General features: G+C 69.1%; 24 protein-coding genes. 22 read left to right on the top strand and 2 right to left on the bottom strand.

Going from position 1 to position 23,970, the window contains the following annotated elements; all coding sequences use genetic code 11:
- Positions 1-62: 62 nt before the first annotated feature.
- From CT688_RS10365 to CT688_RS10270, 20 genes are all read left to right on the top strand, one after another.
- Complete coding sequence (locus tag CT688_RS10365; protein ID WP_107756832.1) at positions 63-1,448, top strand: DUF1254 domain-containing protein; 1,386 nt, start codon at positions 63-65, stop codon at positions 1,446-1,448.
- Positions 1,445-2,815 carry a DUF1254 domain-containing protein gene (locus CT688_RS10360; protein ID WP_159078002.1) on the top strand — a complete coding sequence of 457 codons (1,371 nt, stop codon included), beginning with the start codon at positions 1,445-1,447 and terminating at the stop codon, positions 2,813-2,815. The genes CT688_RS10365 and CT688_RS10360 overlap by 4 nt, the downstream gene beginning before the upstream one ends.
- 75 nt (positions 2,816-2,890) lie before the next feature.
- A complete protein-coding gene (locus CT688_RS10355) occupies positions 2,891-3,943 on the top strand; it encodes an ABC transporter substrate-binding protein (protein WP_107756830.1) in 1,053 nt (350 codons plus the stop codon).
- Between the two features lie 238 nt (positions 3,944-4,181).
- A complete protein-coding gene (locus CT688_RS10350) occupies positions 4,182-5,234 on the top strand; it encodes an ABC transporter substrate-binding protein (RefSeq protein ID WP_107756829.1) in 1,053 nt (350 codons plus the stop codon).
- Between the two features lie 132 nt (positions 5,235-5,366).
- Positions 5,367-6,419 (top strand): ABC transporter substrate-binding protein, encoded by a 1,053-nt coding sequence (locus tag CT688_RS10345; RefSeq protein ID WP_107756828.1) that lies wholly within the window; start codon positions 5,367-5,369, stop codon positions 6,417-6,419.
- Positions 6,420-6,562: 143 nt separating this feature from the next.
- Positions 6,563-8,194 carry an iron ABC transporter permease gene (locus tag CT688_RS10340; protein WP_107756827.1) on the top strand — a complete coding sequence of 544 codons (1,632 nt, stop codon included), beginning with the start codon at positions 6,563-6,565 and terminating at the stop codon, positions 8,192-8,194.
- 82 nt (positions 8,195-8,276) lie between these two features.
- Complete coding sequence (locus CT688_RS10335; RefSeq protein WP_107756826.1) at positions 8,277-9,377, top strand: ABC transporter ATP-binding protein; 1,101 nt, start codon at positions 8,277-8,279, stop codon at positions 9,375-9,377.
- Between the two features lie 134 nt (positions 9,378-9,511).
- Entirely contained in the window at positions 9,512-10,300 is a 789-nt protein-coding gene (locus CT688_RS10330) for an enoyl-CoA hydratase/isomerase family protein (RefSeq protein ID WP_107756825.1), read from the top strand.
- Positions 10,301-10,350: 50 nt separating this feature from the next.
- Positions 10,351-10,776, top strand: coding sequence for a Zn-ribbon domain-containing OB-fold protein (locus CT688_RS10325; RefSeq protein ID WP_107756824.1), 426 nt, complete (start codon positions 10,351-10,353; stop codon positions 10,774-10,776).
- On the top strand, positions 10,776-11,933 hold the full coding sequence (locus tag CT688_RS10320; protein WP_107756823.1) for a thiolase family protein: 1,158 nt from the start codon (positions 10,776-10,778) through the stop codon (positions 11,931-11,933). The genes CT688_RS10325 and CT688_RS10320 overlap by 1 nt, the downstream gene beginning before the upstream one ends.
- Entirely contained in the window at positions 11,930-13,159 is a 1,230-nt protein-coding gene (locus CT688_RS10315) for an acyl-CoA dehydrogenase family protein (RefSeq protein WP_107756822.1), read from the top strand. Before CT688_RS10320 ends, CT688_RS10315 begins: the two co-directional genes overlap by 4 nt.
- Positions 13,156-14,163, top strand: a complete 1,008-nt coding sequence (locus CT688_RS10310; protein ID WP_107756821.1) for a phosphotransferase family protein — start codon at positions 13,156-13,158, stop codon at positions 14,161-14,163. Before CT688_RS10315 ends, CT688_RS10310 begins: the two co-directional genes overlap by 4 nt.
- A gap of 31 nt (positions 14,164-14,194) precedes the next feature.
- Positions 14,195-15,421: an acyl-CoA dehydrogenase family protein gene (locus tag CT688_RS10305; protein WP_107756820.1), complete on the top strand. Its 1,227-nt coding sequence runs from the start codon at positions 14,195-14,197 to the stop codon at positions 15,419-15,421.
- The gene (locus CT688_RS10300; RefSeq protein ID WP_107756819.1) at positions 15,418-16,182 is read left to right on the top strand and encodes an SDR family NAD(P)-dependent oxidoreductase; all 765 of its coding nucleotides are present in this window, start codon (positions 15,418-15,420) and stop codon (positions 16,180-16,182) included. The genes CT688_RS10305 and CT688_RS10300 overlap by 4 nt, the downstream gene beginning before the upstream one ends.
- Complete coding sequence (locus CT688_RS10295) at positions 16,182-16,946, top strand: SDR family NAD(P)-dependent oxidoreductase (protein ID WP_107756818.1); 765 nt, start codon at positions 16,182-16,184, stop codon at positions 16,944-16,946. The genes CT688_RS10300 and CT688_RS10295 overlap by 1 nt, the downstream gene beginning before the upstream one ends.
- Positions 16,943-18,049 (top strand): alcohol dehydrogenase catalytic domain-containing protein, encoded by a 1,107-nt coding sequence (locus tag CT688_RS10290; RefSeq protein WP_234414832.1) that lies wholly within the window; start codon positions 16,943-16,945, stop codon positions 18,047-18,049. Before CT688_RS10295 ends, CT688_RS10290 begins: the two co-directional genes overlap by 4 nt.
- A gap of 18 nt (positions 18,050-18,067) precedes the next feature.
- On the top strand, positions 18,068-19,561 hold the full coding sequence (locus tag CT688_RS10285) for a class I adenylate-forming enzyme family protein (RefSeq protein WP_107756817.1): 1,494 nt from the start codon (positions 18,068-18,070) through the stop codon (positions 19,559-19,561).
- Between the two features lie 95 nt (positions 19,562-19,656).
- The gene (locus CT688_RS10280; protein WP_228549465.1) at positions 19,657-20,283 is read left to right on the top strand and encodes a TetR/AcrR family transcriptional regulator; all 627 of its coding nucleotides are present in this window, start codon (positions 19,657-19,659) and stop codon (positions 20,281-20,283) included.
- 101 nt (positions 20,284-20,384) lie between these two features.
- The gene (locus tag CT688_RS10275) at positions 20,385-20,711 is read left to right on the top strand and encodes an EthD domain-containing protein (protein WP_107756815.1); all 327 of its coding nucleotides are present in this window, start codon (positions 20,385-20,387) and stop codon (positions 20,709-20,711) included.
- Positions 20,708-21,739 (top strand): MBL fold metallo-hydrolase, encoded by a 1,032-nt coding sequence (locus CT688_RS10270; RefSeq protein ID WP_231750287.1) that lies wholly within the window; start codon positions 20,708-20,710, stop codon positions 21,737-21,739. Before CT688_RS10275 ends, CT688_RS10270 begins: the two co-directional genes overlap by 4 nt.
- Before the next feature lie 17 nt (positions 21,740-21,756).
- On the opposite strand, the gene CT688_RS10265 is transcribed toward CT688_RS10270, so the two are convergent.
- Positions 21,757-22,506 carry an SDR family NAD(P)-dependent oxidoreductase gene (locus CT688_RS10265; protein ID WP_107756813.1) on the bottom strand — a complete coding sequence of 250 codons (750 nt, stop codon included), beginning with the start codon at positions 22,504-22,506 and terminating at the stop codon, positions 21,757-21,759.
- Positions 22,507-22,607: 101 nt separating this feature from the next.
- Positions 22,608-23,075 (bottom strand): MaoC family dehydratase, encoded by a 468-nt coding sequence (locus CT688_RS10260; protein WP_107756812.1) that lies wholly within the window; start codon positions 23,073-23,075, stop codon positions 22,608-22,610.
- Between the two features lie 178 nt (positions 23,076-23,253).
- On the opposite strand from CT688_RS10260, the gene CT688_RS17745 reads away from it, so the two are divergent.
- The gene (locus tag CT688_RS17745) at positions 23,254-23,652 is read left to right on the top strand and encodes a hypothetical protein (RefSeq protein ID WP_234414831.1); all 399 of its coding nucleotides are present in this window, start codon (positions 23,254-23,256) and stop codon (positions 23,650-23,652) included.
- Entirely contained in the window at positions 23,622-23,945 is a 324-nt protein-coding gene (locus CT688_RS17740; protein WP_370446302.1) for a hypothetical protein, read from the top strand. The genes CT688_RS17745 and CT688_RS17740 overlap by 31 nt, the downstream gene beginning before the upstream one ends.
- Positions 23,946-23,970: the final 25 nt, after the last annotated feature.

Below are 23,970 nucleotides of genomic sequence, written 5' to 3'. Positions count from 1 at the left end.
GGACCCGAGAACAACAGTAGGACCCGAGACCAGCAACAGGACCCGAGACCAGGAGGACAACTGTGGACCGCCGATCGTATGACTTCGCCGATGTCAGCCAATACCAGGAGTCGGCGTCGCCCGACCTGTTCCCGGACGACCGACACCAGGCGGAGAAGCTGGTGGAACACCTCGCTTTCGACGCCACGGTGTGGGGTCTGACCGCGGTCCTGCAGTACGCGCAGTTCAGCGACTTCGTGTGGAAGCGCCCGGCCGGGGACGACGAGCGACTCAACGTCTTCGACCACCGACGGGGCCTGGCCGGGCCCGATTTCGCGGAATTCCGCGTCCCCAATGTGGACACCCTGTACTCGAACGGGTGGATCTCGGTGGAGCAGGGACCGGTGGAGCTGGAGGTCCCGGCGGTCGGCGACAGCTACTACACCGTGAACCTGTTCGACGCTCACGGGAACGCGTCGAACATCAGCAACCGGACCCACGGGGGCGGCCCGGTGACGATGGTCCTGTGCACGTCCGAACAGGCCGCGGAGGCGAGGGGGACCGGCAAGGACGTGATGGTGGTGGCCACGCCTGTCGTCTGGGCGCTGCTGCGGGTGCAGGTGACCGCGACCGGTGGCACCGGCGAGGCCGACGCGATGAGAAAACGGTTCCGAATCCGCACCCCGCATCCGCAGGCCAGTCTCCAGCGGTACACCGAGGTGGACAGTTCTCTGGTGGAGAGCAGGTGGACGGAGTTCGCCACGGCCCTCACAGCGGTCATCGGGTTGTGTGGTGTCCCGGCCCGCGAAGAAGTGATGGTCGCGCGCTACCGGGCGATCGGGATCGGTGCCGGCCCGGGGGAGGTGTCCCCGTCGGGGTGCGACTGGGTGCCCGATGTCGCGCAGCGAGGGTTCGACTCCGCAATGGACATGATCCGCGCAAGCCGGTCCCAGCTCGGGGAACCGCTGGGCAGCGGCTGGACCCGGGTGCGGGACAAAGGTCGGCACGGGACCAACTTCCTCGCCAGGGCCGTGATGAACAACGTCGGCCTGGGCGCCAACGTGGTCGAGGAGAACACCTCGTTCAACACCTACGTGTCGTCGAACGGAGTCCCACTGGACGGCAGCAACGGTGCGTACTGCCTGGTCATGGACACGGCCCCGCCGGTCGACTACTTCTGGTCGGTCACCTTGTACCTGGCTGACAGCGGTCGCGTGTACGGCAACCCGTGGGATCGCTACTCCGTGGGCAGCGCCTCGGGCCTGACGCCGGACGGCTCCGGTCGGGTGCGGATCAGGATCGACCCGGGGGCCGCCGAGCGTGACCCTAACCCCGGTGTGTTGCCGGCACCCCGGTCCCCGTTCTTCCTCGTCCTGCGTACCTACGGGCCGACGGAGGAGCTGCTGGAGGGTCGATGGTCCCCGGGGCCGGTGGACACCCTCGAACACTGCGAGGAGACAGGCCGTTGAGTTCCGACTCGATCGACAGGTACGAGCAGCTGTATGTGTGGGGATATCCGCTCGTGCGGTCGCTCCAGTTGAGGGAGACGATGACGCGGTCGGAACCGGGCCGCGAGCGGGACTCCGGCCGGTCGGCAGCCGCGCCCCTCGGCGAGTTCGGGCACCAGAAGCTTCTGTCCGACCCCGGCTACCGGGTAGGTGTGGCTCCCAACGTGGACACCCTCTACAGCGTGGCCTGGGTTGACCTGCTCGAGGGAGACCTCCGGCTGGACCTGCCCGATTTCGGCGAACGGTACTACGCGTTCCAGTTCGGTTACGCCGACACCACCTGCCACACCGTCGGAAAGCGAACGCACGGCGGCGTCCTCGGGCCCGTGACGATCCGTTGGGCGCCATCGCTCGCGGAACCGGCCCTGACCTCCGGCCAGCTCGGGATGGAACTCGACTGCACCTGCAGGTTCCTCATGATCGCCGGGCGGATCATGGTCGACTCATCGAACCCGCGGGATCTCCACGAGGTGCATGCGCTCCAGGAGGAGATCCGCCTGAGCTCACCGGGGACGCACGCTCGGGTACCGGACGCCGAGCCCGATGCGTCCCAGTCCCCCGTCGCGAGCGAGTCAGGCCCGGGACGGCACTTCTTCGAGCAGCTGTCGCGGGTCATGGACGATCTGAGCGTCGAGGCGGTGGACCCCGACGTGAGAGACCTCCTCGCCGAGGTGGGCTGGCGGCCTGGCGAACGCCTCGGGGCCGAGATGCCCCGGTTCGCACTTGACGACGCGGTGGCGCGCGGGTTCGCGATGGTGAGACGAGGCGTCGCCGATGCGGGGCAGGTCCGCAACGGGTGGATGATCAATTACGCGGGAGTCGAGTTCGGCCGAGACTGGCTCCTCCGCGCTTCGGTCGCGATGGCGCAGATCTACATCAATCCCGCGGAAGAGGCCCTCTACCCGGTGCTCGAGGTGGACAGTGCCGGCCGCGGGCTGGTGGGCGACCACCGTTATCGACTGCGGTTCACCCCGGGCCAGCTGCCACCCGTGACGTACTTCTGGTCGTTGACCATGTATCACGCGGAAGGTCTCCTGGTTGCCAACCCCCTGTCGCGCTACTCGGTGGGGGACAGGAGTCCGCACCTGCGCTACGAGCCCGACGGGTCCCTCGAGCTGGTCGTCTCGCACGAACGGCCCGTGGAGGGCGAGGACAACTGGCTCCCCGCCCCGGAGGGTGGGTTCAGGCTGATGTTGCGGCTGTACGGCCCGAGCCCCGGCTGTCTGAGCGGGAAATGGAGCCCCCCGGCCCTCGTGCGCGACGGCGTTCATGACGGCGGCGCAGAGAAACCGGATCCGAATCAGACGAAAGCCGGGCTTGCAACGTGACCCATGCCATAGAGTGAGGTGAAGCTAGTTCACTTCGGGAGTATACCCCGGAGCCTGACCCCCAGGAGATCGCAGATGAGAACAGCAAGGATCAGGTCAATCGTGGCAGGTGGGATGGCGCTCGCCCTCGTGCTCGCGGGGTGCGGCACGGGAGGGGGCTCGGGCTCCGAACTCGCCGGATCGTGGGATGAGATCGTCGAGGCCGCCAATCAGGAGGGGGAAGTCACCCTCTACTCGAGCCACTCGCCGACGAACCTCGAAGCGCTCAAGGTGGCGTTCGAGGCGCAGTATCCCGACATCACGCTGGTGTACGTTCGCGGGACCGATGCGGACATCCTTCCCAAGATCGAGGTCGAGAATCAGACCGGGACGGGAGTCGCGGACGTCCACATGACCACGGACGCCGGGTGGATCCACCGCAGCCTCGACACGGACTACTCGACCGAGGTCGTGGCCCCCAATCTGGAGCAGCCCGGGTACCAGTCCGAGAACAGCGTGATCGAGGACAAGTTCTTCGTCACGAGCGCGACTGTCTTCGGGCTCGGCTGGAACACGGACAACGTCCCCGAAGGGCTGTCGGAGCCGGACGATGTCCTGGATCCGCGGCTCGACGGCAAGGTCGGTATCCAGAATCCGAACGGTATGCCCACCTATGTGGACATGTACCAGAAGATCGACGTCGACTACGGGGACGGTTTCGTCGACCGGCTCGCGACGGTCAACCCGCAGATCTACGCCAGCAACGTGGCCGTCACCCAGGCGTTGGCCTCCGGTGAGGTCTGGGCTGCCCCGATGGCGGGCAGCACCGTCCTCACGGAGAAGAAGAAGGGGGCGCCGGTCGACTTCGTCCTGCCGGAGAACCCGTTCGGCGTGCCCTGGTACTCCCACGTCCTGGCCTCCGCGCCCAGCCCCAACGCCGCACAGGTACTGGCCGACTTCCTCATCTCGCCCGAGGGGCAGGAGGCCATCTCCGCCGACTTCGTCGCCGCGCTTCCGGACATCCCCGGGACGGGTATCGAGGGATCATCGGTGATCGCCCAGGATATCGGTCTCGCGGACCACGAGGACCTCGATCCCGAGACTGTCACCGCCTACCAGGCCGAATGGGAGCGCAAGTTCGTCGGCTGAGTCGCCGCTGCCGTCTCCAGTCGGGGCCGGAAATGGATCGGCCCGTCGCGCCCGGTATCCCGGGCCGGCGGGCCGATCGCTGTGCCCGTCCCCCTGCTGCCGGATCCGCACTCGGGGCCGCCGTCGCAGGGATGGACGCCGGTCGTCCCGAACGGCTGACGCGGTGTGATCTCGACCCTATTCTGCAATGAAGTGAGTTCAACTCAATGAGCTCCTCGTCTCCGGAAAGGGGAAGCATATGAGGTTCACAGGCACCGTGGCCGCGATCGCGGTGCTCGTCACGACCGCCGCCGTCGCCTCGGCATGCGGATCGGACGACACCGGTTCGGAACTGGCCGGCTCGTGGGGCGAGATCGTCGCCGCCGCCACCGACGAGGGGAGCGTGACCATCTACTCCAACCACGCCCCGGCCAACCTGGAGTCGCTCAAGACCGCATTCGAGTCGGAGTATCCCGGGATCTCGTTGAACTACGTCCGCGGGACGGATTCCGATCTGATCCCCCGGGTCGAGGTCGAGAACCAGACGGGCAGCGGGGTCGCCGATGTCCACATGACCACCGACGCCGGGTGGATCCAGCGCAGCCTCGATTCGGGTGGCTACTCGGTGGAAGTGGTCGCGCCGGCGATCGACGACCCCGCGTACCGCGCGGAGGACGGGGTGCTGGACGACACCTTCTTCGTCACCAGTGCGACCTCGATCGGCCTGGCGTGGAACACGGAGAACGTGCCCGCTGGGCTCGCGTCCCCCGAGGACCTGCTCGACCCGCGGTTCGACGGCAAGGTCGGCGTCGTCAATCCCGCCGGCTTCCCTGCCGTCGTGCACATCTACCGCCGGATGGACATCGACTACGGGGAGGGGTTCGTCGACAGGCTCGCCGGCGTCAATCCCCGCATCTACGGCAGTGCGCCCGCGATCACCCAGGCGCTCGCGTCGGGTGAGATCTGGGCTGCCCCCGGGGCGTCCATGGACGTCCTGGCGGAACGGGACAAGGGCGCGCCCGTCGATTTCGCCCTGCCCGCGAACCCCATCGGTATCCCGTTCTACTCGCACGTCCTGGCGGCCGCGCCCCACCCGAACGCGGGACAGGTGCTCGCGGACTTCATGCTCACCCCGGCCGGGCAGGCCGCGCTCTCGGAGAACTACATCGCCGCACTGCCGGATGTCCCGGGCACGGGGGTCGAGGGCTCGGACGTCGTCGCGCAGGACATCGATCTCGCGGATCCGGAGACGCTCGAGGCGGCGGCGGTGGAGGAGTACGTCGCCGCCTGGGAGCGCAGGTTCCTCGGCTGACGGCCCGAGATCAGGATCCCGGCGAAGTTAACGGGCGCTTCCCCTTGCGCTCACGTGACCTGGGTCATACAGTTCACTGAAGTTAGTTCAATTCGGCTCCGGCTCCCGGTGGCCGTCACAGGAAGGGAAGCAATGCGCTTTTCCAGATTCAAGGCCGCTGTCGCCAGCGGGGCAGCGCTCGCGTTGGTGCTCGCGGGGTGCGGGTCGGACTCCGGATCGGGTTCGGAGCTCGCGGGATCATGGGACGAGATCGTCGCCGCCGCCCAGGAGGAGGGCAGCGTGACGATCTACTCCACCCACTCCCCGGACAACCTCGAGGCCCTCAAGCAGGCGTTCGAGGCGGAGTATCCCGGCATCACCCTCACCTACGTCCGCGGGACGGACGCGGACATCCTGCCGAAGATCGAGGTGGAGAACTCCACCGGGTCCGGCGTCGCGGACGTCCACATGACCACGGACGCCGGGTGGATCAACCGCAGCTTCGACACCGACTACTCGGCCGAGGTCGTGGCGCCCTCGCTGGACAACCCCGACTACGACCGCGCGGAGAGCGTGCTCGAGGACAAGTTCTTCCTCACCAGTGCGACGGTGTTCGGCCTCGGGTGGAACACCGCGCAGGTCCCCGAGGGGTTGGCGACGCCGGACGACGCACTCGACCCCCGGTTCGACGGCAAGGTCGGCATCCAGAACCCGAACGGCATCCCGACCTACGTCGACATGTACCGCAAGATCGACGTGGACTACGGCGAGAACTACCTCGAACGGCTCGCCGAGACGAACCCGCGGATCTACTCGAGCGCGGTCGCGATCACCCAGGCCCTGGCCTCCGGTGAGGTGTGGGTGGCGCCGATGGCGGCGAGCAACGTCCTGACCGAGAAGGACAAGGGCGCTCCGGTCGACTTCGCGCTCCCCGAGAACCCGTGGGGCGTGCCCTGGTACTCCCACGTCCTCGCCTCGGCGCCCAATCCGAACGCGGCGCAGCTGCTCGCGGACTTCCTCATCACGGACAAGGGTCAGGAAGCCATCTCGGCCGACTACCTCTCGGTGCTCCCGGACGTCCCGGGCACGGGCGTGCCGGGCTCGACGGTCACGGCTCAGGACGTCGAGCTGGGTGATCCGGACACCCTGGATCCCGAGACGGTCCAGGAGTACCAGGCTCAGTGGGAACAGCTCTTCCTGGGCTGAGCCCCGACCCGGCCCGCGGTGAGGTGTTCGCCCACCGCGGGCCGGATCCCCGCACGCCGCCGATCCCGCACCGCACTACCCCGAGCTGAGGACAGATCGAAGTGAAAAGTTCAGGTCCGCTGTCGATATGGCGACATCGGTTGATGTACGCGGCACTGATACTCGTGCTCGCGTACCTGGTGGTCTGGCCGCTGTTCAAACTCCAGTCGCTGGCGTTCGAGAACGGTGCGGCCGGCTACCGCTCGCAGTACGGACGCGCAGACATCGTCACCACCCTGCAGACCACGGCCGCGCTCGCGTTCTTCTCGCTGGTGATCGCCATGGTGTGCGGAACCGTCCTCGCCTTCGCGACCACCCGGTTGCCGCGCCGCATGGGTTTCCTGCGTCTGGTCCCGATCCTGCCGATCGTCATCCCGTCGGTCGCGAACGTCGTGGGATTCGCGTTCCTGCTCTCCCCGGGCCCCGGCTACATCAACATCCTGCTCCGGATGCTGCCCTGGTGGAGTGATCTGAACTCCGGCCCGGTCAACGTGTACAGCCCGACCTGGATCATCATCATCACCGGGTTCAGCCTCACCTCGTTCGTGTACCTCTTCGTCAGCGCCGGGATGCAGAACATCAGCGGCGAGCACCTCGAGGCCGCCCAGATCGCCGGTTCCACGACCATCGGGACGTTCTTCAAGGTGGTCCTCCCACTGCTGCGCCCGTCGCTCGTCTACGGCGCCGGTGTGGCCCTGCTGCTGGGCCTCGGCCAGTTCACCGCGCCCCTGCTGTTGGGTCAGAACGAGGGCGTCAAGGTCCTGGCCACCGAGATGTACCTCCGGGCCTCGGAGTCACCCATCAACTTCGCCGCCGCCGCGGCCGCGGGATCCCCCCTGGTCATCATGGGCATCCTCGTGGTGTTCGGCCAGCGGGCGCTCCTGGGCAACCAGACCCGGTTCGTCACCCATGGGGGCAAGTCCTTCTCCCCGGTCGGAGGGTCCTCGCACTGGGCCACGGCGATCGTCGCCGTCTACGGTCTGGTCGCGCTCATCCTCCCGCTGGCAGGGGTGATCATCGTGTCCCTGACCCCGTTCTGGTCGGGGACCCTGTCCTGGGACCTGTTCACCCTGAGCAACTACCGGGCGCTGGTCACCACCCCGGGCATAGTGGACTCGGTCGTCACGAGTGTCGTGACGTCGATCGTCGCCGTGCTGATCTGTGTGCCCATCGGGTTCGGTGTCGCGAACCTCATGGTCCGGAGGCAGGACCTGCGCATCCTGCGTACCGTCGCCGACCTCATCACGGCGCTGCCGATGGGTATCCCGGCCGTCATCTTCGGCGTCGGGTTCCTGCTCACCTACACCGAACCGCCGCTCATCCTCTACGGCACCAAGGCCGTCATCATCCTGGTCTACGTGGTCCTCATGATCCCGTTCGCGACCCGTATGCAGCTGACGGCGCTCATCTCGATGGGTGACAAGTACGAGGAGGCCTCGGCGGTCTCGGGAGCCGGCCCGGTGGCGACGATGGCGAGGATCACGCTGCCGATGCTCCGGCCGACCATCCTCAGCTCGATCGCGCTGATGTTCATCCTCCTGACCCACGAGTTCGCGGCCTCGCTGATGGTCCGCTCCGCGACGACGCAGGTGATGGGCACCCTGCTCTACGACCACTGGAGCAACGGTTCGTACACCCTCGTCGCCGCGATGGCGATTCTCATGTCCGCGGTCACGGGTGCCGGTGTCGCGGTCGCGATGCTGATCGGCGGACGCAACGTCCTGGAGAAGCTGTGATGTCGTCCCGCGGGTGCGCGCCCGCCCTGTTACCAGGTGACCGAGCCGAGCCTTTCCGCCGGCGTGAATGTGAGGAAGACCAATGACCGCGAAAATCGAGATCTCCGGTCTCACCAAGCAATACGGAAGCAACGTCGTCGTCGACGAGCTCGATCTGGAGATCGGAGCGGGCGAGTTCCTCGTCCTCCTCGGTCCGAGCGGGTGCGGCAAGACCACCACGCTGCGGTGTCTCGCCGGCCTCGAGACCCCCGAGGCGGGGTCGATCGCCTTCGACGGCGCACCGATGTTCGACGCGGCCAACCGCGTGAACGTGCCTCCCAACAAGCGGAGCATCGGGATGGTGTTCCAGTCCTATGCCCTGTGGCCCAACATGACGGTGCGGAAGAACATCGCGTACCCGTTGAAGGCGCGCAAGCTCAAGGACGCGCTCAACTCCGGGAGGGTCGAAGAGGCCGCGGAGATGGTCGACTGCGGCCACCTGCTCGACCGCTATCCCTCGCAGTTGAGCGGCGGTCAGCAGCAGCGGATCGCCGTCGCCCGGGGGATGGCGTCGAGGCCCGATCTCGTCCTCTTCGACGAACCGCTCAGCAACCTGGACGCGCTCCTGCGCGACCAGGTGCGCACGGAGATCCGCCGGCTGCACGACGAGCTGGGGTTCGGCGCGGTCTTCGTCACCCACGACCACTCCGAGGCGTTCGCGCTCGGGGATCGTCTCGCGATCATGAAGCAGGGGAAGATCGAGCAGCTCGCGACCCCGCAGGACGTGTTCGATCACCCCGTGAGCGAATACGTGGCCGACTTCATCGGCATGTCCAACCGGCTCGAGTTGCACCGCACCGGATTGGAATGGACCACGGCGGCGGGCACCGAACTACCGCTGCGCTGCGAGACGGGCGACAGTCGTGCCGTGTCCGCCCGTCTGTGGCCTGACGACATCACGCTGCACCGGCCGGAGGAGGACGTCTCGCACCGGGAGATCACCCTCGAGGCGACTCTGCTGTCCGCCGAGTTCGGTGGTCGCTACTACGACGTCCAGGTGGGTGCGGGGCCGGAGGAGTACCGACTCCGGGCCTCCGCCGCGGTCCATGGCGACTGGCTGCGGCGAGCGAAGAGGGGCGAGCCCGTCGTCATCAGTTTCCGCTCGGAGAGCCTCAAGATCTACCCGCTCTCTCCAGAGCTCTGACCAGGCCGGATCCGCCTCTCGGCGGGTCCGGCCGGGCCGAGGAAAACCTCACGACGACAGAGGTTGACGAGGCCTGCATCACAGTGTAGACATGAACTGAATCCAGTTCAGAATGACTTACGAAAGGAAAGACCATGGTTCAGACCGACCACGTTCTGTTGGAGAAGGACGGCGACGTCGCCCGCGTGTGGCTCAACCGCCCCCACAAGAAGAACGCCGTCACCGTGGAGCTGCTCCACCGCCTCGACGAGATCATCAAGGAGGTCGACGCGGATCCCGACCTCAAGGTGCTCGTGCTCCGTGGCGTGCAGAACCAGTTCTGCTCGGGCTTCGACCTCGACGAGCTGCTGGGTGACTTCGTCGGCACCACCAACGCCATGGACGTCGGCGTCCTCTCGGCCCAGGTGTGCGACCGCCTCTACTCGATGAACACGCCGTCGGTGGCCGTGCTCGAGGGCTACGTCACCGCCGGTGGCTTCGAGCTCATGATCTCGTGTGACTTCGCGATCGCTGCGGACGACGCCAAGATCGGCGACTTCCACATCCGTCGCGCCCTCTTCGGTGGCGCCGGCCCCATCTACCGCCTCCCGCGGATGATCGGCCTGCGCAAGACCAAGGAGCTCATGCTCACGGGCAAGCTGCTCTCGGGCCAGGAGGCCAAGGACTTCGACCTCATCAACGACTCGGCCCCCGCCGACAAGCTCGACCAGTGCGTCGAGGAGTTCATCGGGACCCTGACCGACAAGAGCCCGTTCATGATGAAGCTCACCAAGATGGCCGTGAACCAGGGCCTGGACGCCGACATCAAGTCGCTCATGATCATGGAGCACTTCGCGGTGGGTAACTCGCTCCAGTCGGAGGACGGCAAGGAGGGCATCCAGGCATTCCTCGAGAAGCGTGAGCCCAAGTGGGTCGGCCGCTGATCTGACCGATCACGGAGCGGGAAACGTCTACGGAACCAGGAGTGCACACGATGAACGAGAACCAGACCCTCCCACCGCTGTTGCGGGGGAGCCGGTGCGCGCACTGCACGACCGTGGCGTTTCCCGCCTCCGTGAGCTGTCAGCGCTGCGGTGGGTCCGAGACCGCCGAGACGGACCTGTCCACCACCGGCACGGTATGGACCGCGACCATCCAGCGGTTCGCCCCGAAGTCGCCGCCGTACGTGGCGCCGCCCGGGGGCTTCCGCCCCTACGCCGTCGGTTACGTCGAACTGCCCGAGGGCGTCAAGGTCGAGGCGCTGCTCGAGGGCACGTCGCCGATCGATCTGATCGGCCGCGAGGTCGTTCTGGTGGGGGCCGATCCGGTACCGAGGTTCGCCCTCGCCCTCGCCACCGCCCCCGCCGTCAACGCGGATGCCGCGCCCCCCGCCGAATCCACCAGTAAGAAGGAGGTCTGATGTCCGACGTGCACATCGTCGGCGCCGGTCTGTCGAAGTTCGGACGCCAGGACGGGGTCAGCGGACGTCAGATGGCCGTCACCGCCATCCGGGCCGCCCTGGCCGACGCCGGGCTGCAGTGGTCCGACGTCCAGATCGCGTTCGGTGGCAGCGACGGGTCCGGCCTCGCGGACACGCTCGTCACCGACCTGGGCCTGACCGGGATCCCCTTCACCAACGTCAAGAACGGGTGCGCGACCGGGGGCAGCGCCCTCGTCTCCGCGATCAACGCCATCCGCTCCGGAGCGGCCGAGGTGGCGCTGGCCGTCGGGTTCGACAAACACCCCCGGGGTGCATTCGACCCCAAGCCGGAGGAGTGGGGCCTGACCGAGGGGTACGGCACCCACGGCCTCATGGTCACCACACAGTTCTTCGCCATGAAGATCACGCGGTACATGGCCCGGCACGGGATCTCGGAGACCACGCTCGCCCGGGTGGCGGAGAAGGCCTACCGCAACGGCAGTATCAACCCGAACGCCTGGCGCCGCGATCCGAAGACCCTGGAGGAGATCGCCGCCTCGCCGATGGTCAACGACCCGCTCACCCAGTTCATGTTCTGCAACCCGGGGGAGGGTGGCGCCGCGATCCTCCTGGCGTCGGAGTCGGTCGCGGCCAGGATGGGTGGCCGCGCGGTGGCCGTCCGCGCGGTCTCCACCGGCACCCGGCCGTTCGGGTCCTTCGAGGTGTTCGCCCCGTCCGTCCAGGGCGAGGGCGAACCCAGCAGCGTGAGCACCGTCGTGGCGCGGCGCGCGTTCGAGACCGCAGGAGTGTCCCCGTCCGACATCGACGTGGCCCAACTCCAGGACACGGAGTCGGGCGCCGAGATCATGCATCTCGCCGAGTGCGGCTTCTGCGAGGACGGCGAGCAGGAAGGGATGCTCGAGCGCGGCGAGACCGAAATCGGCGGCTCGCTCCCCGTCAACACCGACGGCGGGTGTCTGGCCAACGGTGAGCCGATCGGCGCGTCCGGACTGCGCCAGGTTCACGAGGTCGTCACCCAGCTCCGGGGGGAGGCCGGCGAGCGGCAGGTCCCGGGCGCCCCGAGGCTCGGCTTCACCCACGTGTACGGCGCACCGGGAATCAGCGCGTGCACCGTTCTGGAAGGAGGCCGGCGATGAGCGGCACCACCACCGAGCAGCACGGCACCGACCAGGACGATGGACTCCGGGGATTCCTCGACTCCGCCCGTCGATGGCTGGAGTCGATCGCGAGCCCCCGGCAAGCGCGACCCTGGGGCGAGGGCCCGGACTCCGTCGTGGTGTTCGAGAACTGGTCCGCCGAGCAGGAACGCGAGGAGACCGACCGACGCCGCGGATACGAGCAGGCGAAGTTCGACGCCGGATACGGGGCCGTCACCTGGGGGCCCGAGTACGGCGGCCGGGATCTGCCGATCGCCTACGATCTGGCGTTCCGCCGGCTGGAGGCGGACTTCGACCTCCCCCAGCGCACCGAGATGTTCCCGGTGACCCAGCAGCTCATCGCCCCGACAGTCGCGCAGTGGGGGACCCAGGACCAGCGCGCGGAATACGTCCGCGCGATGCTCCGGACCGACCTCATCGCCTGTCAGCTCTTCTCCGAGACGGAGGCCGGTTCCGACCTGGCCGCCGTGCGTACCCGCGCCGTGGAGAAGGACGGACGGTGGGTGCTCAACGGTTCCAAGGTGTGGACCTCCGGCGCGAGGGTGGCGGACTACGGGGTCGCGGTGTGCCGCACGGACCCGGACGCGCCCAAGCACCGGGGCCTCACGATGTTCATCGTCCCCATGGACGCCCCCGGTATCACCGTCCGACCCATCCGCCAGATGACCGGTGGGACCTCCTTCAACGAGGTGCTGATCGACGACGTCGAGGTGGACGACCGCTACCGGCTGGGCCCGGTCGGCCAGGGCTGGAAGGTCGCCCTCACCGTCCTGGCGGCCGAACGGCTCGACTCGGGCAACCTCGGGCTCGACAACGCCGATCAGGCGGTCGAGCTGGCCCGCAACGCCGGTCGTGAACTGGACGCCCTGGAGCGGGACGCCGTCGCCGACCTGGTCACCCGCAGCTTCGTCCAGCGACTGGTGGGGATGCGGGTCGCCGCCGCGGTGGGCGCCGGTCGCGAGCCCGGCCCCGAGGCGTCGGTGGGCAAGCTGCTCGCCACCGACACGATGGCCCGTACGTCCGAGACCGTCCGGATGCTCCTCGGCCAGGAGCTGAGCCTCCGCAGCGAGAAGTGGGGGACCTGGGCGTGGACCGAGCACGTCCTCGGCGCTCCCGGCTACCGCATCGCCGGTGGCACCGACGAGATCCAACACAACATCCTCGCCGAGCGCGTGCTCGGTCTTCCCCGGGAGCCACGGCCATGACGACCTCCGACACCGCCGACGGCGCGACCACGAACGACGCGAGCACGACCGAGTCGCTGCTGCGTGACCGGGTGATCGCCGGGCTCGTCGAGAAGGGGGTCCGGGGCCCGTTCGGGCCGCTCGATCCCATGCTGGGAGGACATTCCGGGTTGACGTACCGGATCGCGGGCGCCACCGAGGAGTTCGTGATCAAGTCGGTGCCCCCGGGACAGAAGGCCGTCGGGCGGCACGACATGCTCCGCCAGGCGCGCATCATGTCCGCGCTCGCCGACACCGCCGTGCCGGTCCCCGGCATCCGGGCCACCGATGACCGGTCCCCGGCCTGGTTTGCCATGGACCTGGTGCGCGGGGAGTCCCTCGAGCCGGTCCTCGACGACCCGGCAGTCGAACCGGCGCTCGCGGCCGCCCGGATGCGGCGGGCCGCGCAGATCCTTCCCGCGCTGCACGCGGTGCCGCTGGACTCACTTCCCATCGACGGGCAGGTGCTCACCCCGGCGGACGAACTCGCCCGCTGGGTCCGCACGATGGGTGCGGTCCCGCCCGAGCTCGTCCCCGATGCCGACCGGTTCGAGGCACTGCTCACCGCATCGATCCCGGAGCCGGTGGCCCCGGTGCTGGTCCACGGCGACTACCGACTGGGCAACATCCTCTCCGACGGGGCCGAGCCCGCGGCGCTGATCGACTGGGAGATCTGGAGCCCGGGCGACCCGCGGGTCGAACTCGGGTGGTTCCTCGTCTTCGCCGACGGCACCAACTTCCCCGGCGTGGGCCGGGAAGTCGCCGGTCTGCCCGAACCCGGCGAGCTGATCGACCTCTACTGCGCCGCCGCCGGCGCGCTGTCGGACTTCTCCTGGTTCGATGCGCTCGGCAGGTTCAAGATGGCGGCCATCATGGGGCACAACCTGCGGCGGCACCGCGAGGGTCGGCACCACGACCCGGCGCAGGAGCTGCTACCCGAGACCATCCGCCGGCTCATCGTCACCGGTATCGACCGGCTGGCCTGACGCGGCACCACCCGAGAAACGAGAGAGCACGATGGATTTCGCCTATTCCGACCGTACGGCGGAGCTCGCCGAGAAGCTGTACGCGTTCATGGACGAGCACGTGTACCCCGCCGAGAAGGTGTACGACCAGCAGATCGCGGAGAACGACAACCCGCATGAGCAGCCACAGGTCATGCGGGACCTCCAGGCCATCGCCCGCGAACAGGGACTGTGGAACCTCTTCATGGCCCACGACGGGCTCGGCGCGGGTCTGACGAACCTCGAGTACGCCCCGCTGGCCGAGATCGTCGGACGGTCCCTCATCGGCAACGAGGCCATCAACTGCTCGGCCCCGGACACGGGCAACATGGAGATCCTCGCCATGTACGGCACCGAGGCGCAGAAGGAGAAGTGGCTGAGGCCCCTGCTCGACTGCGACATCCGCTCGGCGTTCGCGATGACCGAACCGGACGTCGCGAGCTCGGACGCCCGGAACATCGGTACGACCATCCTGCGCGACGGCGACGAGTACGTGATCAACGGTCACAAGTGGTACTCCTCGGGAGTGCTCGACCCCGACTGCGCGCTCCTGATCGTCATGGGCAAGTCCGACCCGGAGGGGCCCGCCTACCGGCAGCAGTCGATGATCCTCGTCCCGACCGACTCGCCGGGGATCGAGATCGTCCGCGATCTGCCGATGCTCGGGTACCACGACCGACTCGGCCACGGAGAGGTCACCTTCACCGACGTGCGGGTGCCGGCCGAGAACATGCTCGGTGAGGAGGGTGACGGTTTCGCCATCGCCCAGGGGCGCCTGGGGCCCGGCCGTATGCACTACGCAATGCGCGCTATCGGGATCGCCGAGCGGGCGCTCGAGCTGATGTGCCAGCGCGCGCAGGACCGCGTCGCGTTCGGCGAACCGCTCGCCAAGCGCGGGGTGGTCCGCGAATGGATCGCCCGCAGCCGGATCGAGATCGACCAGATCCGCCTGCTCACCTTCCAGGCGGCGTGGCTGATGGACACCCGGGGCAACGCCGCGGCTCGGATGCAGGTCGCCGCGATCAAGGTCTCCGCGATGGAGACCGCGCACAAGGTCGTGGACCGCGCGGTGCAGACCTTCGGCGCCGCCGGCGTGAGCGACGACAACGTGCTGGGCCGGTTCTACGCCCTGACCCGTGCACTGCAGATCGCGGACGGACCCACCGAGGTCCACCTGCGCACCATGGCGCGACTCGAACTCACGAAGTACACCCCCACCACCACGGAGGCCCGATCATGAGCGCCACGTCCACCCTCCTGGCCGGCAAGGTCGCGCTCGTCACCGGCGCGACCCGGGGCCTCGGCAAGGCCATGGCGCTCGCCCTGTCCGAGGCCGGCGCCACCGTGATCGTCTCGAGCCGCAAGGCCGACCAGTGCGAGGCGGTGGCCGCCGAGATCTCCGCCGCGACCGGCAATGCGGCGCACCCGTTGGCGCTGCACGTCGGCGACTGGGACGCCATCGAACCGGCCGTGGACCAGATCGTCCGCGACCACGGGTCGATCGACGTGGTGGTCAACAACGCCGGCATCGCACCGCTCGCGCCGTCGGCCCTGGAGGTCTCCGAGGCGCTGTTCACCAAGACCATCGACGTCAACCTCAAGGGCCCGTTCCGTCTGATGGCGGTGGCGGGGGACCGGATGGTCGCGGCCGGCGGCGGGTCGATCATCAACATCTCCAGCATCGGGGCCGAGCGCCCCAGCCCGCCCGAGGCCACGTACGCGGCCTCGAAGAACGGTCTCAACGCCCTGACTCGTGCCTTCGCCCAGGAATACGCGCCGACCGTGCGCGTCAACTGCATCATGCCCGGAGCCTTCGCCTCCGACATGGCGGCGGACTGGGACGACGAGTTCCTCGGCCTGGTGGTCAACCGGCTCCCGGCCGGCCGGCTGGGTGAGCCCGCGGAGCTCGCGGGTCTGGTCGTCCACCTGGCTTCTGACCAGGCCGGATACACCACGGGAGCGCTGATCCCCGTGGACGGCGGCCGGACGGCGGTCTACTGATGTCCACTCCGACCGAGCTCTTCGATCTCACGGGGCGGGTCGCCGTGGTGACGGGCGCGTCCTCGGGACTCGGGGAGGGCTTCGCGCGCACCCTGGCCGCCGCGGGCGCGACGGTGGTCGCCGCCGCCCGCCGCGCCGAGCGACTGGCCGGCCTGGCCGCCGAGGTGCCCGGGTTGGTGCCGGTCGAGTGTGACATCACGGATCCGCAGGACCGCGCCCGGCTCGTGGCCACGGCGTCGGAGGTGGGCGGCGGGGTCGACATCCTGGTCAACAACGCCGGTCGGCCCGGCCCGCCCGACGCCCTCTCCGAGAGCGCGGAGGAGTTCGACGACATCCTGCGCGTCAACCTCACCTCGGGATTCCACCTGTCCGCCGCGGCCGTCAACGCCCTGCCCGAGGGGAGGGGGTGTTCGATCATCAACATCTCGTCGGTGATCGGACTGGTCTCCACGGCGCCGATCGGGGGCGCGGGCTACGCGGCGTCCAAGTCCGCGGTCATCGGCGTCACCCGCGAGCTCGCCGGCCAGTGGGGCCGACGCGGCGTGCGGGTCAACGCGGTGGTGCCCGGGTGGTTCGACACCGAGATGACCGACGGGCTGTTCGCCAACGAGAAATCCGCGACCTGGGTGCGCCGCAACACCATGCTCAACCGCGGTGGCCGCGCGGGTGAGGTCGACGGCGCGGTGCTGTTCCTCGCCTCCGACGCCGCGAGCTACGTCACCGGACACGTCCTCACCGTCGACGGCGGGTGGACGGCGCGATGACACCTCCGACGTCGGGAGTCGCGCTGCCCGCGACCATGCGGGCGTGGCGTCTGCACGAGTGGGGGTCGGGCCCCAGGCTCGACCGCATCCCCGTGCCACGCCCCGGGCCCGGTGAACTGCTCCTCAAGGTGGACGCCGCCGGGTTGTGCCACTCCGATCTGCACATCATGGACTCGCCCGAGGGGCGATTGCCGTACACGCTCCCGTTCACCCTCGGCCACGAGGTCGTGGGCACGGTGGTCGCCGTCGGCGACCGCGCCGACGAGAACCGGGTCGGGTTGACCTACGCCGTGCACGGAGTGTGGTCGTGCGGTGAGTGCCGGAAGTGCCGGAGCGGGCGGGACAACTACTGCGTCCGCCTCGAGGGCGCGATCGGCGGCGGGATCGGGCGCGACGGGGGACTGGCCGACTACATGCTCGTCCCCGCGGCGCGACACCTCGTCTCCGTCGACCCCACCACGGGATCGGCCCTCGCCCCGTTGACCGACGCCGGACTCACCGCCTACCACGCGGTCCAGTCGCAGCCCGCCACCGTGAGGGGATCGGTGGTCGTGGTGATCGGGATCGGCGGGCTCGGCCACCTCGCACTGCAGGTGTTGAGGTCCCGCTCGCCCGAGGTGGTGGTGGCGGTCGACCCCCGCGAGAGCGCCCGGGCGCTGGCCACCGAGCTCGGTGCCGACCACGCTGTCGCCTCGGTCGGCGAGGCCGCCGAGGTGGTCGACCGGCTGGCCGCGGGCACGGGCGCCGACCTGGTCTTCGATTTCGTCGGCGCGCAGGAGACGGTGGCGCAGGGCGCCCGCATGCTGGGCACCGGAGGAGGACTCACCGTGGTCGGTTCCGCGGGCGGGGCCCTGACGGTGGACAAGCAGGGCGCGGTCCCTCGCGGGTGGCGGGTATCCGCACCCTTCTGGGGCCCGCACGCCGACCTCGCCGCCGTCCTCGCCCTCGCGGCCGAGGGGAGATCGTCTCGGTCGTCGAGGAGCGCACGATGGACGAGGTGCCCGCGGCCTACGAGGATCTGCGACACGGTCGGGCATCCGGTCGCCTCGTCGTCGTCCCCGGAACCGACCCGTCCGCGGCGTGACATGCCGTCGGACCACTGATCGCTTAGGAGAAGCCCAATGAAGCAGCTCGCCCAGGACGTCATCGACCGCGCGGCCCGCACGCCCGGTGACGTCGCCGTGGTGGACGGGGACGGTGCCCACGACCTCGGGGAGATCCTCGCCGGGGCGCGGGCGCTCGCCGGGGTGATCGAGGCCGCGGTGGACGGCCCGCCGACCGTCCTCATCCGTGCGGACAACTCGTGGCGGACGGTGTCGGCCGCAGTGGCCGTGGGACTGGCCGGCGGAATGCTCGCGGTGATGAGCGGACACGCGACGCGCTCGGAGTTCGATCTCGCCGCAGAGGATCTGCGGCCGGACGTCGTGGTGGCCGCCACCGACACCGCCGAGGTGTGGGGGCTGGCCGAGCACGGGTTCGTCGAGGTCGGCCGGGCACTGGACGGCTGGGTCGTCGCGGGGCCGGCGGACGGTCGTTCGAACGGGGTCGACCGCTGGAACGGGGGAGCGGTGGCGGCCATGACCTCCGGGTCGACCGGCCGCCCGAAGTGTGTGATCCAGACCGAGGACGCCCTGCGCTACGCATGCCGCTCGACGATCGAGGCCGTGGGCCTTCGGCCCGGTGACCCGGTGGGTGCGCTGGTGCCGCTGTCCTCCGCGGCCGCGATCTGCTTCGGGATGTACCTGCCGACCATGCTCGGCGGCGCGATGGTGGCCTTGGACAGGTGGAAGCCGGAGACGGCGGTCGCGCTCCTGCGCGAGCACCGCGTGGCCTGGACGATGCTGGTCCCCACCATGGCTCTGCAACTCACGTTGGTCGACGGTGCCGAGGGTGCGCTGTCGGCGATGCGGGCCATGACCGTCGGCGGCGGCCCGATGAACCAGAAGGCGCTGCACGACGCCGAGGTCACCCTGGGTACGACCCTGCTCCGGGTGTTCGGGATGTCCGAATGCCTGGGTCACACCACCCCGTCCCCCTCGGACGAGGTGGAGGTGCGCCTGGGACGGGATGGACGCCCGTTCCCCGGGACCGAGGTGCGGGTGGTGGACGCCGCCGGTGCCGTGCTCGAACCGGGTGAGCTCGGGTCCCTGCAGGTACGCGGGCCCTCGCTGTTCGTGGGGTACGCCCGCGAGGGCGCCCCGGTCGCGCCCGACGTCAATGCCGACGGCTTCCTGTCCACCGGCGACAGGGCGGTGATCCACGACGACGGCAGCGTGAGCATCCGAGGGCGCGAGAAGGACCTCATCATCCGCGGTGGACGCAACATCGACATCAACGAGGTGGAGAGCGCGCTCGCCGCCATCCCGGGGATCCACCAGGTGTGCGTGGTCCCGGTGCCCGACCCGGTACTCGGAGAGCGGACGGCGGCACTCGTCGTGTCGGAAGGTGAACCGCTCGGACTCGAGCAGATCCGTGGGCACCTGGAGGCGGCGGACTTCCCGAAGTTCAAGTGGCCCGAGTTCGTACGGTCGGTCTCCGTGCTCCCGCAGTCCAGGGTGGGCAAGTTGGACCGCAAGGGAGCGGCGACCCTCGCGGCGGAGATGTTCGCGGACTGATCGGTTCGGCGGGACGGCGAGGTCACCTGTGGTGTGGATCGATACCACTGTGACCTGAACTCACTTTCGCTTAACCTGGACGGATCATCACTCACATGGGGGTAAAGGCGATGGCGCCAACAAAGACCGAGGGCCCGAGATCCAAAAGGAACGTCATCCTCGAGGCGGCCGTGGCGAACTTCGGCAGCGTCGGTTACGAGCACACGAAGTGGGCGACCATCGCCGGCGAGGTGGGGATCGGGCAGACCGCGCTTTACCACTACTTCGAGTCCAAGGCGCACTGCCTGCTCACCATCATGAGCGCCGAACTCACCAGGTATCACGAGCGCTTCACGGTGGCGGTCGAGGGAGTGGGCGACGCCGAGACCGCGCTGCGGGCGGCGATCTCCAGTGCCTACGACATCACCGAGACCGAGGCGCTCCAGGCGCGGATCCTTCTCCACCACATCGACATGCTCGCCACCCCTCGCTCCTCCGAGCGGGAGGAGGAGGAGCGGGTCAGGGCACGTGAACTCGTCCGGGTGGTCGAGCGCGACTGGACCGGCCTCCTCGAGCGCGGGATGGACTCGGGGGAGTTCCCCCGGCGCGACCCGGTCGAACTCGGGAGGTTCGTCCTGGGCCTGATCAACTCCGTGTGGAACTGGTACCGCCCCGGCGGCAGTCGAACCCTCCCCGAGGTCTCGGACTCGGTCATGGGGGCGTGTTTCCGGCTGGTGCACTGAGGCGCTCCGGTCCGCGCGGGGGCCGCGCAATAGGGGTTTTCGGCATCCCGTGGTGGTACTGTGACACCAATTTCTGAAGTGAATTCAACTATGGAGGTATCGTGTACAACCTCATCGTCATGGCGTCGAAGCCCAGCGACTGGACTCACGAGGAGTTCATCACCTGGTGGCGCGGGGAGCACGCCGAGGTGACCTATCCGCTGCCCGGTCTGCGCCGGTGGTCGCACACCGCGGTCAAGGAGACCGGTCCCAACAGGCACTCCCTGGGATGGGACGGTGTGTCGGTTCTCAGCTTCGACTCGAAGGAGGCCTACGACGCCATGCTCGAGAGCCCGGAATGGGCGAAGGCCGCGGAGCACGTCGGCTCCATGGGAGGTCGCGCCATCATGGTGATGGGCGAGGAGCAGGTCATGGTCGGCGACTCGTGACCGCCTCGGGAGCGGACTGGGCCGAACTCGGGTGCCATCCGGTGGCCGAAGGTGTCCACCGGATCCCGCTCCCGATGCCGCAGGACGGCCTGCGTGCGATCAACGTCTACGTGGTCGAGGGCCCGCACGGGGTCTCGCTGATCGACGCCGGGTGGAACGTTTCGGGCAACCTCGAGATCCTGCGCGGCGGTCTGAACTCGGTCGACATCGGGCTCGACGAGGTGACCGACGTCCACGTGACGCACATTCACCGCGACCACTACACGATGGGGCCGGAGCTCCGCAGGCGCGTCGGGAGCCGCATCCACCTGGGGGGTGGTGAGCGCCCCGGACTGACCGAGCTCCTCGAACTGCGCACCAGCGTCCCCACGGACTCGCTCGATCAGCTCCGACGGGCGGGAGCCGCGGAGATCGCCGAGGCGTCCCGTGTCGAGGCGCTCGCCGAGCCCTGGGTGGCCGAGGACTGGGAGTTGCCGGACACGTGGACCGAGGACGGCCCGGTGTCGGTGGCGGGACGGCCGATGCAGGCGCGGCGGACCGCCGGCCACACCAAGGGGCACCTCGTGTTCGACGATGCCGCCCTCGGCGTGACGTTCACAGGCGACCACGTGCTTCCCAGGATCTCCCCGTCCATCGGCTTCGAACTCGGTGGGTGGGACAACCCACTGGGTGATTACCTCGCCTCACTTGAGGCGATGCTGGACCGTCCGGACACGCTCATGCTGCCGGCGCACGGGCCGGTCGGAGGCAGCGTCCACGGGCGGGTCCGCGAGCTGCTCTCCCATCACGATTCGAGGCTGGACGCCACGCGGGCGCAGGTGGCCGCCCGGCAGGGGGCGACCGGGCTCGAGGTGGCCGCGGGACTCCCCTGGACCCGCCGCGAGCGCGCGTTCTCCTCGCTCGATGTGTTCAACAAGATGATCGCGACGTGCGAGACCATGGCGCATCTCGACGTGTTGGTGGCGTGGGGAGACCTCGTCGTCGACGAGGTCTCGCCCGCCGGCGTACAGCGCTTCGTCACCGCCTGAGGCGGGGCGGTGCGGGCTCAGCGCGCGGTCCAGCCGCCGTCCGCGTAGAGCTCGGCGCCGGTCATGAACCCGGCGTCGTCGCTGGCCAGGAAGGCCACGCAGCCGGCGATCTCCGCGGGGGTGCCGAGCCGTCCCATCGGGGTACCGGCGAGCATCCCGCGATGGCGCTCGCTGCCCTCGAAGCGCTCCAGGAGCTGGGGGGTCTCGATGAACCCGGGATGGAGGGAGTTCACCCTGACGCCCCTGGTGGCCCAGTGCATCGCGGCGTTCTTGGACATCGTCCGTACCGCGCCCTTGGCGGCATGGTAGGCGAAGCTGTTGCCGAAGCCGCCCACGCTGCCGAGGATCGAACAGACGTTGACGATCGCCCCGCCGCCGGTGCGTTCGATGGCGGCGCCGGCGTGCTTCATGCCCAGCCACACGCCGGTCTGGTCGACGTCGATGACGCGCTGCCAGTGCTCGGGGGACTCGTCCTCCACCGTCTTGAGGCTGCCGATCCCCGCGTTGTTGACCAGCACGTCCAGCCGGCCGTGGGCTTCCATGACGCGGTTCACCGCGGCGCTCCACTGCTCCTCGGACGCCACGTCGAGCTCCACCCGGAGGTGGGGTCCGACCGGGAGGGAGGAGGCCACCTCGTCGAGGGGGGTACCGGGCAGATCGGCGGCGACGACGACGGCGCCCTCGGCCGCGAGCCGGCCGCAGATCTCCGTGCCGATTCCACCGGTCGCACCCGTGACGAGCACGACGTGATCCTGAAAACGCTCCATGTGTTCGGCCTTTCCGGTGCCGGGGGGTGTACCGCTCGACGATAGATGAAGTGAACTGAATTCAGTATACGCCTCGGGTGGCCTCCCGGATCGGGTGCCGCTCAGCCCTCGGCGGGGAACACCACCATGAGTGCCTCGGCGATGCATGCCGGCTTCTCGCTGCCCTCCACCTCTATCGCGTAGTGAACGCAGGCCAGGACGCCGCTGGCCTGCGCCTCCCGGGTCCACGCCACCCGGCCGGCAGCCCGGATCCTGTCGCCGGGTCGGACGAAGGAGGGGAACCGCACCTTGTCGAGCCCGTAGTTGATCGCGCGTCCGATGCCCTCGAACGTGAACAGTTCGGAGCTGAGGCGGGGGAGGAGTGACAGCGTGAGATACCCGTGGGCGACGGTCGACCCGATGTTCGACGCCGCCGCCCGTTCCCGGTCGACGTGGATCCACTGCCAGTCCTCGGTGACATCGGCGAAGGCGTTGATGCGGTCCTGGGAGACCGTGAACCAGTCACCGGCCCCGAGGTCGAGGCCGGCGGACGCTCGGAACTCGTCGACACCGTGGAATACGTGGGTCATGGATTCTCCTCAATCGAGTGGGCGGGCGGAGGGGCCGGCGTCTCGCACGGTATCGGGTACGAGCGGGGCGCGGCACCCGCTTCTCGAACTAGGTTCAGTAGAACAGCGGCTACCGTTGGGGGTGAACGAGGATAGCGGCCCGGACCGGCGGAGCCTGGCAGTCGGCTATGTCCCCGGTGTGCGACCCGACAAGTGGCTCACCCGGTGGCGCGAGCGCAACCCCGACGTGCCGATCACGGCGCGGCGGGTGGGTGACCCCCGGGCGGAGCTGGCGTCGACGCCGGGTTCGGGAGGTGTCGACGTGGTGTTCCTCCGTGAGGCCGACCACGCCCCCCGCTCCGCCCCGGCCGGACTGTTGCGTATTCCGCTGTACACCGAGACCATGGCCGTGCTCGCAGCGCGGGGCCACGAGATCGGCGTCTACGAGTCCCTGTCCCGGGCCGACCTGGAGGGGAGCCGTGGCTCGACCCCGTCGACGCGATCACCGCGTCACCCGACGAGGTCTCTGCCGCGGTGGACCTGGTCGCGGCCGGAGTCGGACTACTGGTGCTACCGCAGCCGTACGCCCGCGCGCTGAGTCGTCGGGACGTCATCGAGCGCCCGTTGGAGGGCGTTCCCGCCACCCGCATGGGCGTCGCCTGGTCGTCGGACCGCGAGGGCGACGTGATGATCGACGAGTTCGTCGGCATCGTCCGCGGGCGGACCGCCGCCACGTCCCGCAACGCCGGGGACGCACCGAAGGAGAAGCTGAACGCCCGGCAGAAGGCGGCGGCGAAGGCGCGGGCCCGGGGAGAGCGGGTACGGGACGAGCAGCGCCGGGGCCGGCAGCCCGCGTCGCGGGGGAAAGGCCGGTCGGCGCGGGGGCGGTGACGGGATACCGGACTCCACGAGCGCG

Source organism: Dietzia sp. JS16-p6b, assembly GCF_003052165.1.
Classification (GTDB): Bacteria; Actinomycetota; Actinomycetes; order Mycobacteriales; family Mycobacteriaceae; genus Dietzia.
The sequence above is the reverse complement of the archived record's forward strand: the minus strand, read 5'-3'. Positions and strand labels throughout refer to the sequence as shown.

Coding starts and splice junctions, on each gene's coding strand:
- CT688_RS10355 (WP_107756830.1), top strand. CDS start 2,891: ATGAGAACAGCAAGGATCAGGTCAATCGTGGCAGGTGGGATGGCGCTC.
- CT688_RS10350 (WP_107756829.1), top strand. CDS start 4,182: ATGAGGTTCACAGGCACCGTGGCCGCGATCGCGGTGCTCGTCACGACC.
- CT688_RS10345 (WP_107756828.1), top strand. CDS start 5,367: ATGCGCTTTTCCAGATTCAAGGCCGCTGTCGCCAGCGGGGCAGCGCTC.
- CT688_RS10340 (WP_107756827.1), top strand. CDS start 6,563: ATGTACGCGGCACTGATACTCGTGCTCGCGTACCTGGTGGTCTGGCCG.
- CT688_RS10335 (WP_107756826.1), top strand. CDS start 8,277: ATGACCGCGAAAATCGAGATCTCCGGTCTCACCAAGCAATACGGAAGC.
- CT688_RS10330 (WP_107756825.1), top strand. CDS start 9,512: ATGGTTCAGACCGACCACGTTCTGTTGGAGAAGGACGGCGACGTCGCC.
- CT688_RS10325 (WP_107756824.1), top strand. CDS start 10,351: ATGAACGAGAACCAGACCCTCCCACCGCTGTTGCGGGGGAGCCGGTGC.
- CT688_RS10320 (WP_107756823.1), top strand. CDS start 10,776: ATGTCCGACGTGCACATCGTCGGCGCCGGTCTGTCGAAGTTCGGACGC.
- CT688_RS10315 (WP_107756822.1), top strand. CDS start 11,930: ATGAGCGGCACCACCACCGAGCAGCACGGCACCGACCAGGACGATGGA.
- CT688_RS10310 (WP_107756821.1), top strand. CDS start 13,156: ATGACGACCTCCGACACCGCCGACGGCGCGACCACGAACGACGCGAGC.
- CT688_RS10305 (WP_107756820.1), top strand. CDS start 14,195: ATGGATTTCGCCTATTCCGACCGTACGGCGGAGCTCGCCGAGAAGCTG.
- CT688_RS10300 (WP_107756819.1), top strand. CDS start 15,418: ATGAGCGCCACGTCCACCCTCCTGGCCGGCAAGGTCGCGCTCGTCACC.
- CT688_RS10295 (WP_107756818.1), top strand. CDS start 16,182: ATGTCCACTCCGACCGAGCTCTTCGATCTCACGGGGCGGGTCGCCGTG.
- CT688_RS10290 (WP_234414832.1), top strand. CDS start 16,943: ATGACACCTCCGACGTCGGGAGTCGCGCTGCCCGCGACCATGCGGGCG.
- CT688_RS10285 (WP_107756817.1), top strand. CDS start 18,068: ATGAAGCAGCTCGCCCAGGACGTCATCGACCGCGCGGCCCGCACGCCC.
- CT688_RS10280 (WP_228549465.1), top strand. CDS start 19,657: ATGGGGGTAAAGGCGATGGCGCCAACAAAGACCGAGGGCCCGAGATCC.
- CT688_RS10265 (WP_107756813.1), bottom strand. CDS start 22,506: ATGGAGCGTTTTCAGGATCACGTCGTGCTCGTCACGGGTGCGACCGGT.
- CT688_RS10260 (WP_107756812.1), bottom strand. CDS start 23,075: ATGACCCACGTATTCCACGGTGTCGACGAGTTCCGAGCGTCCGCCGGC.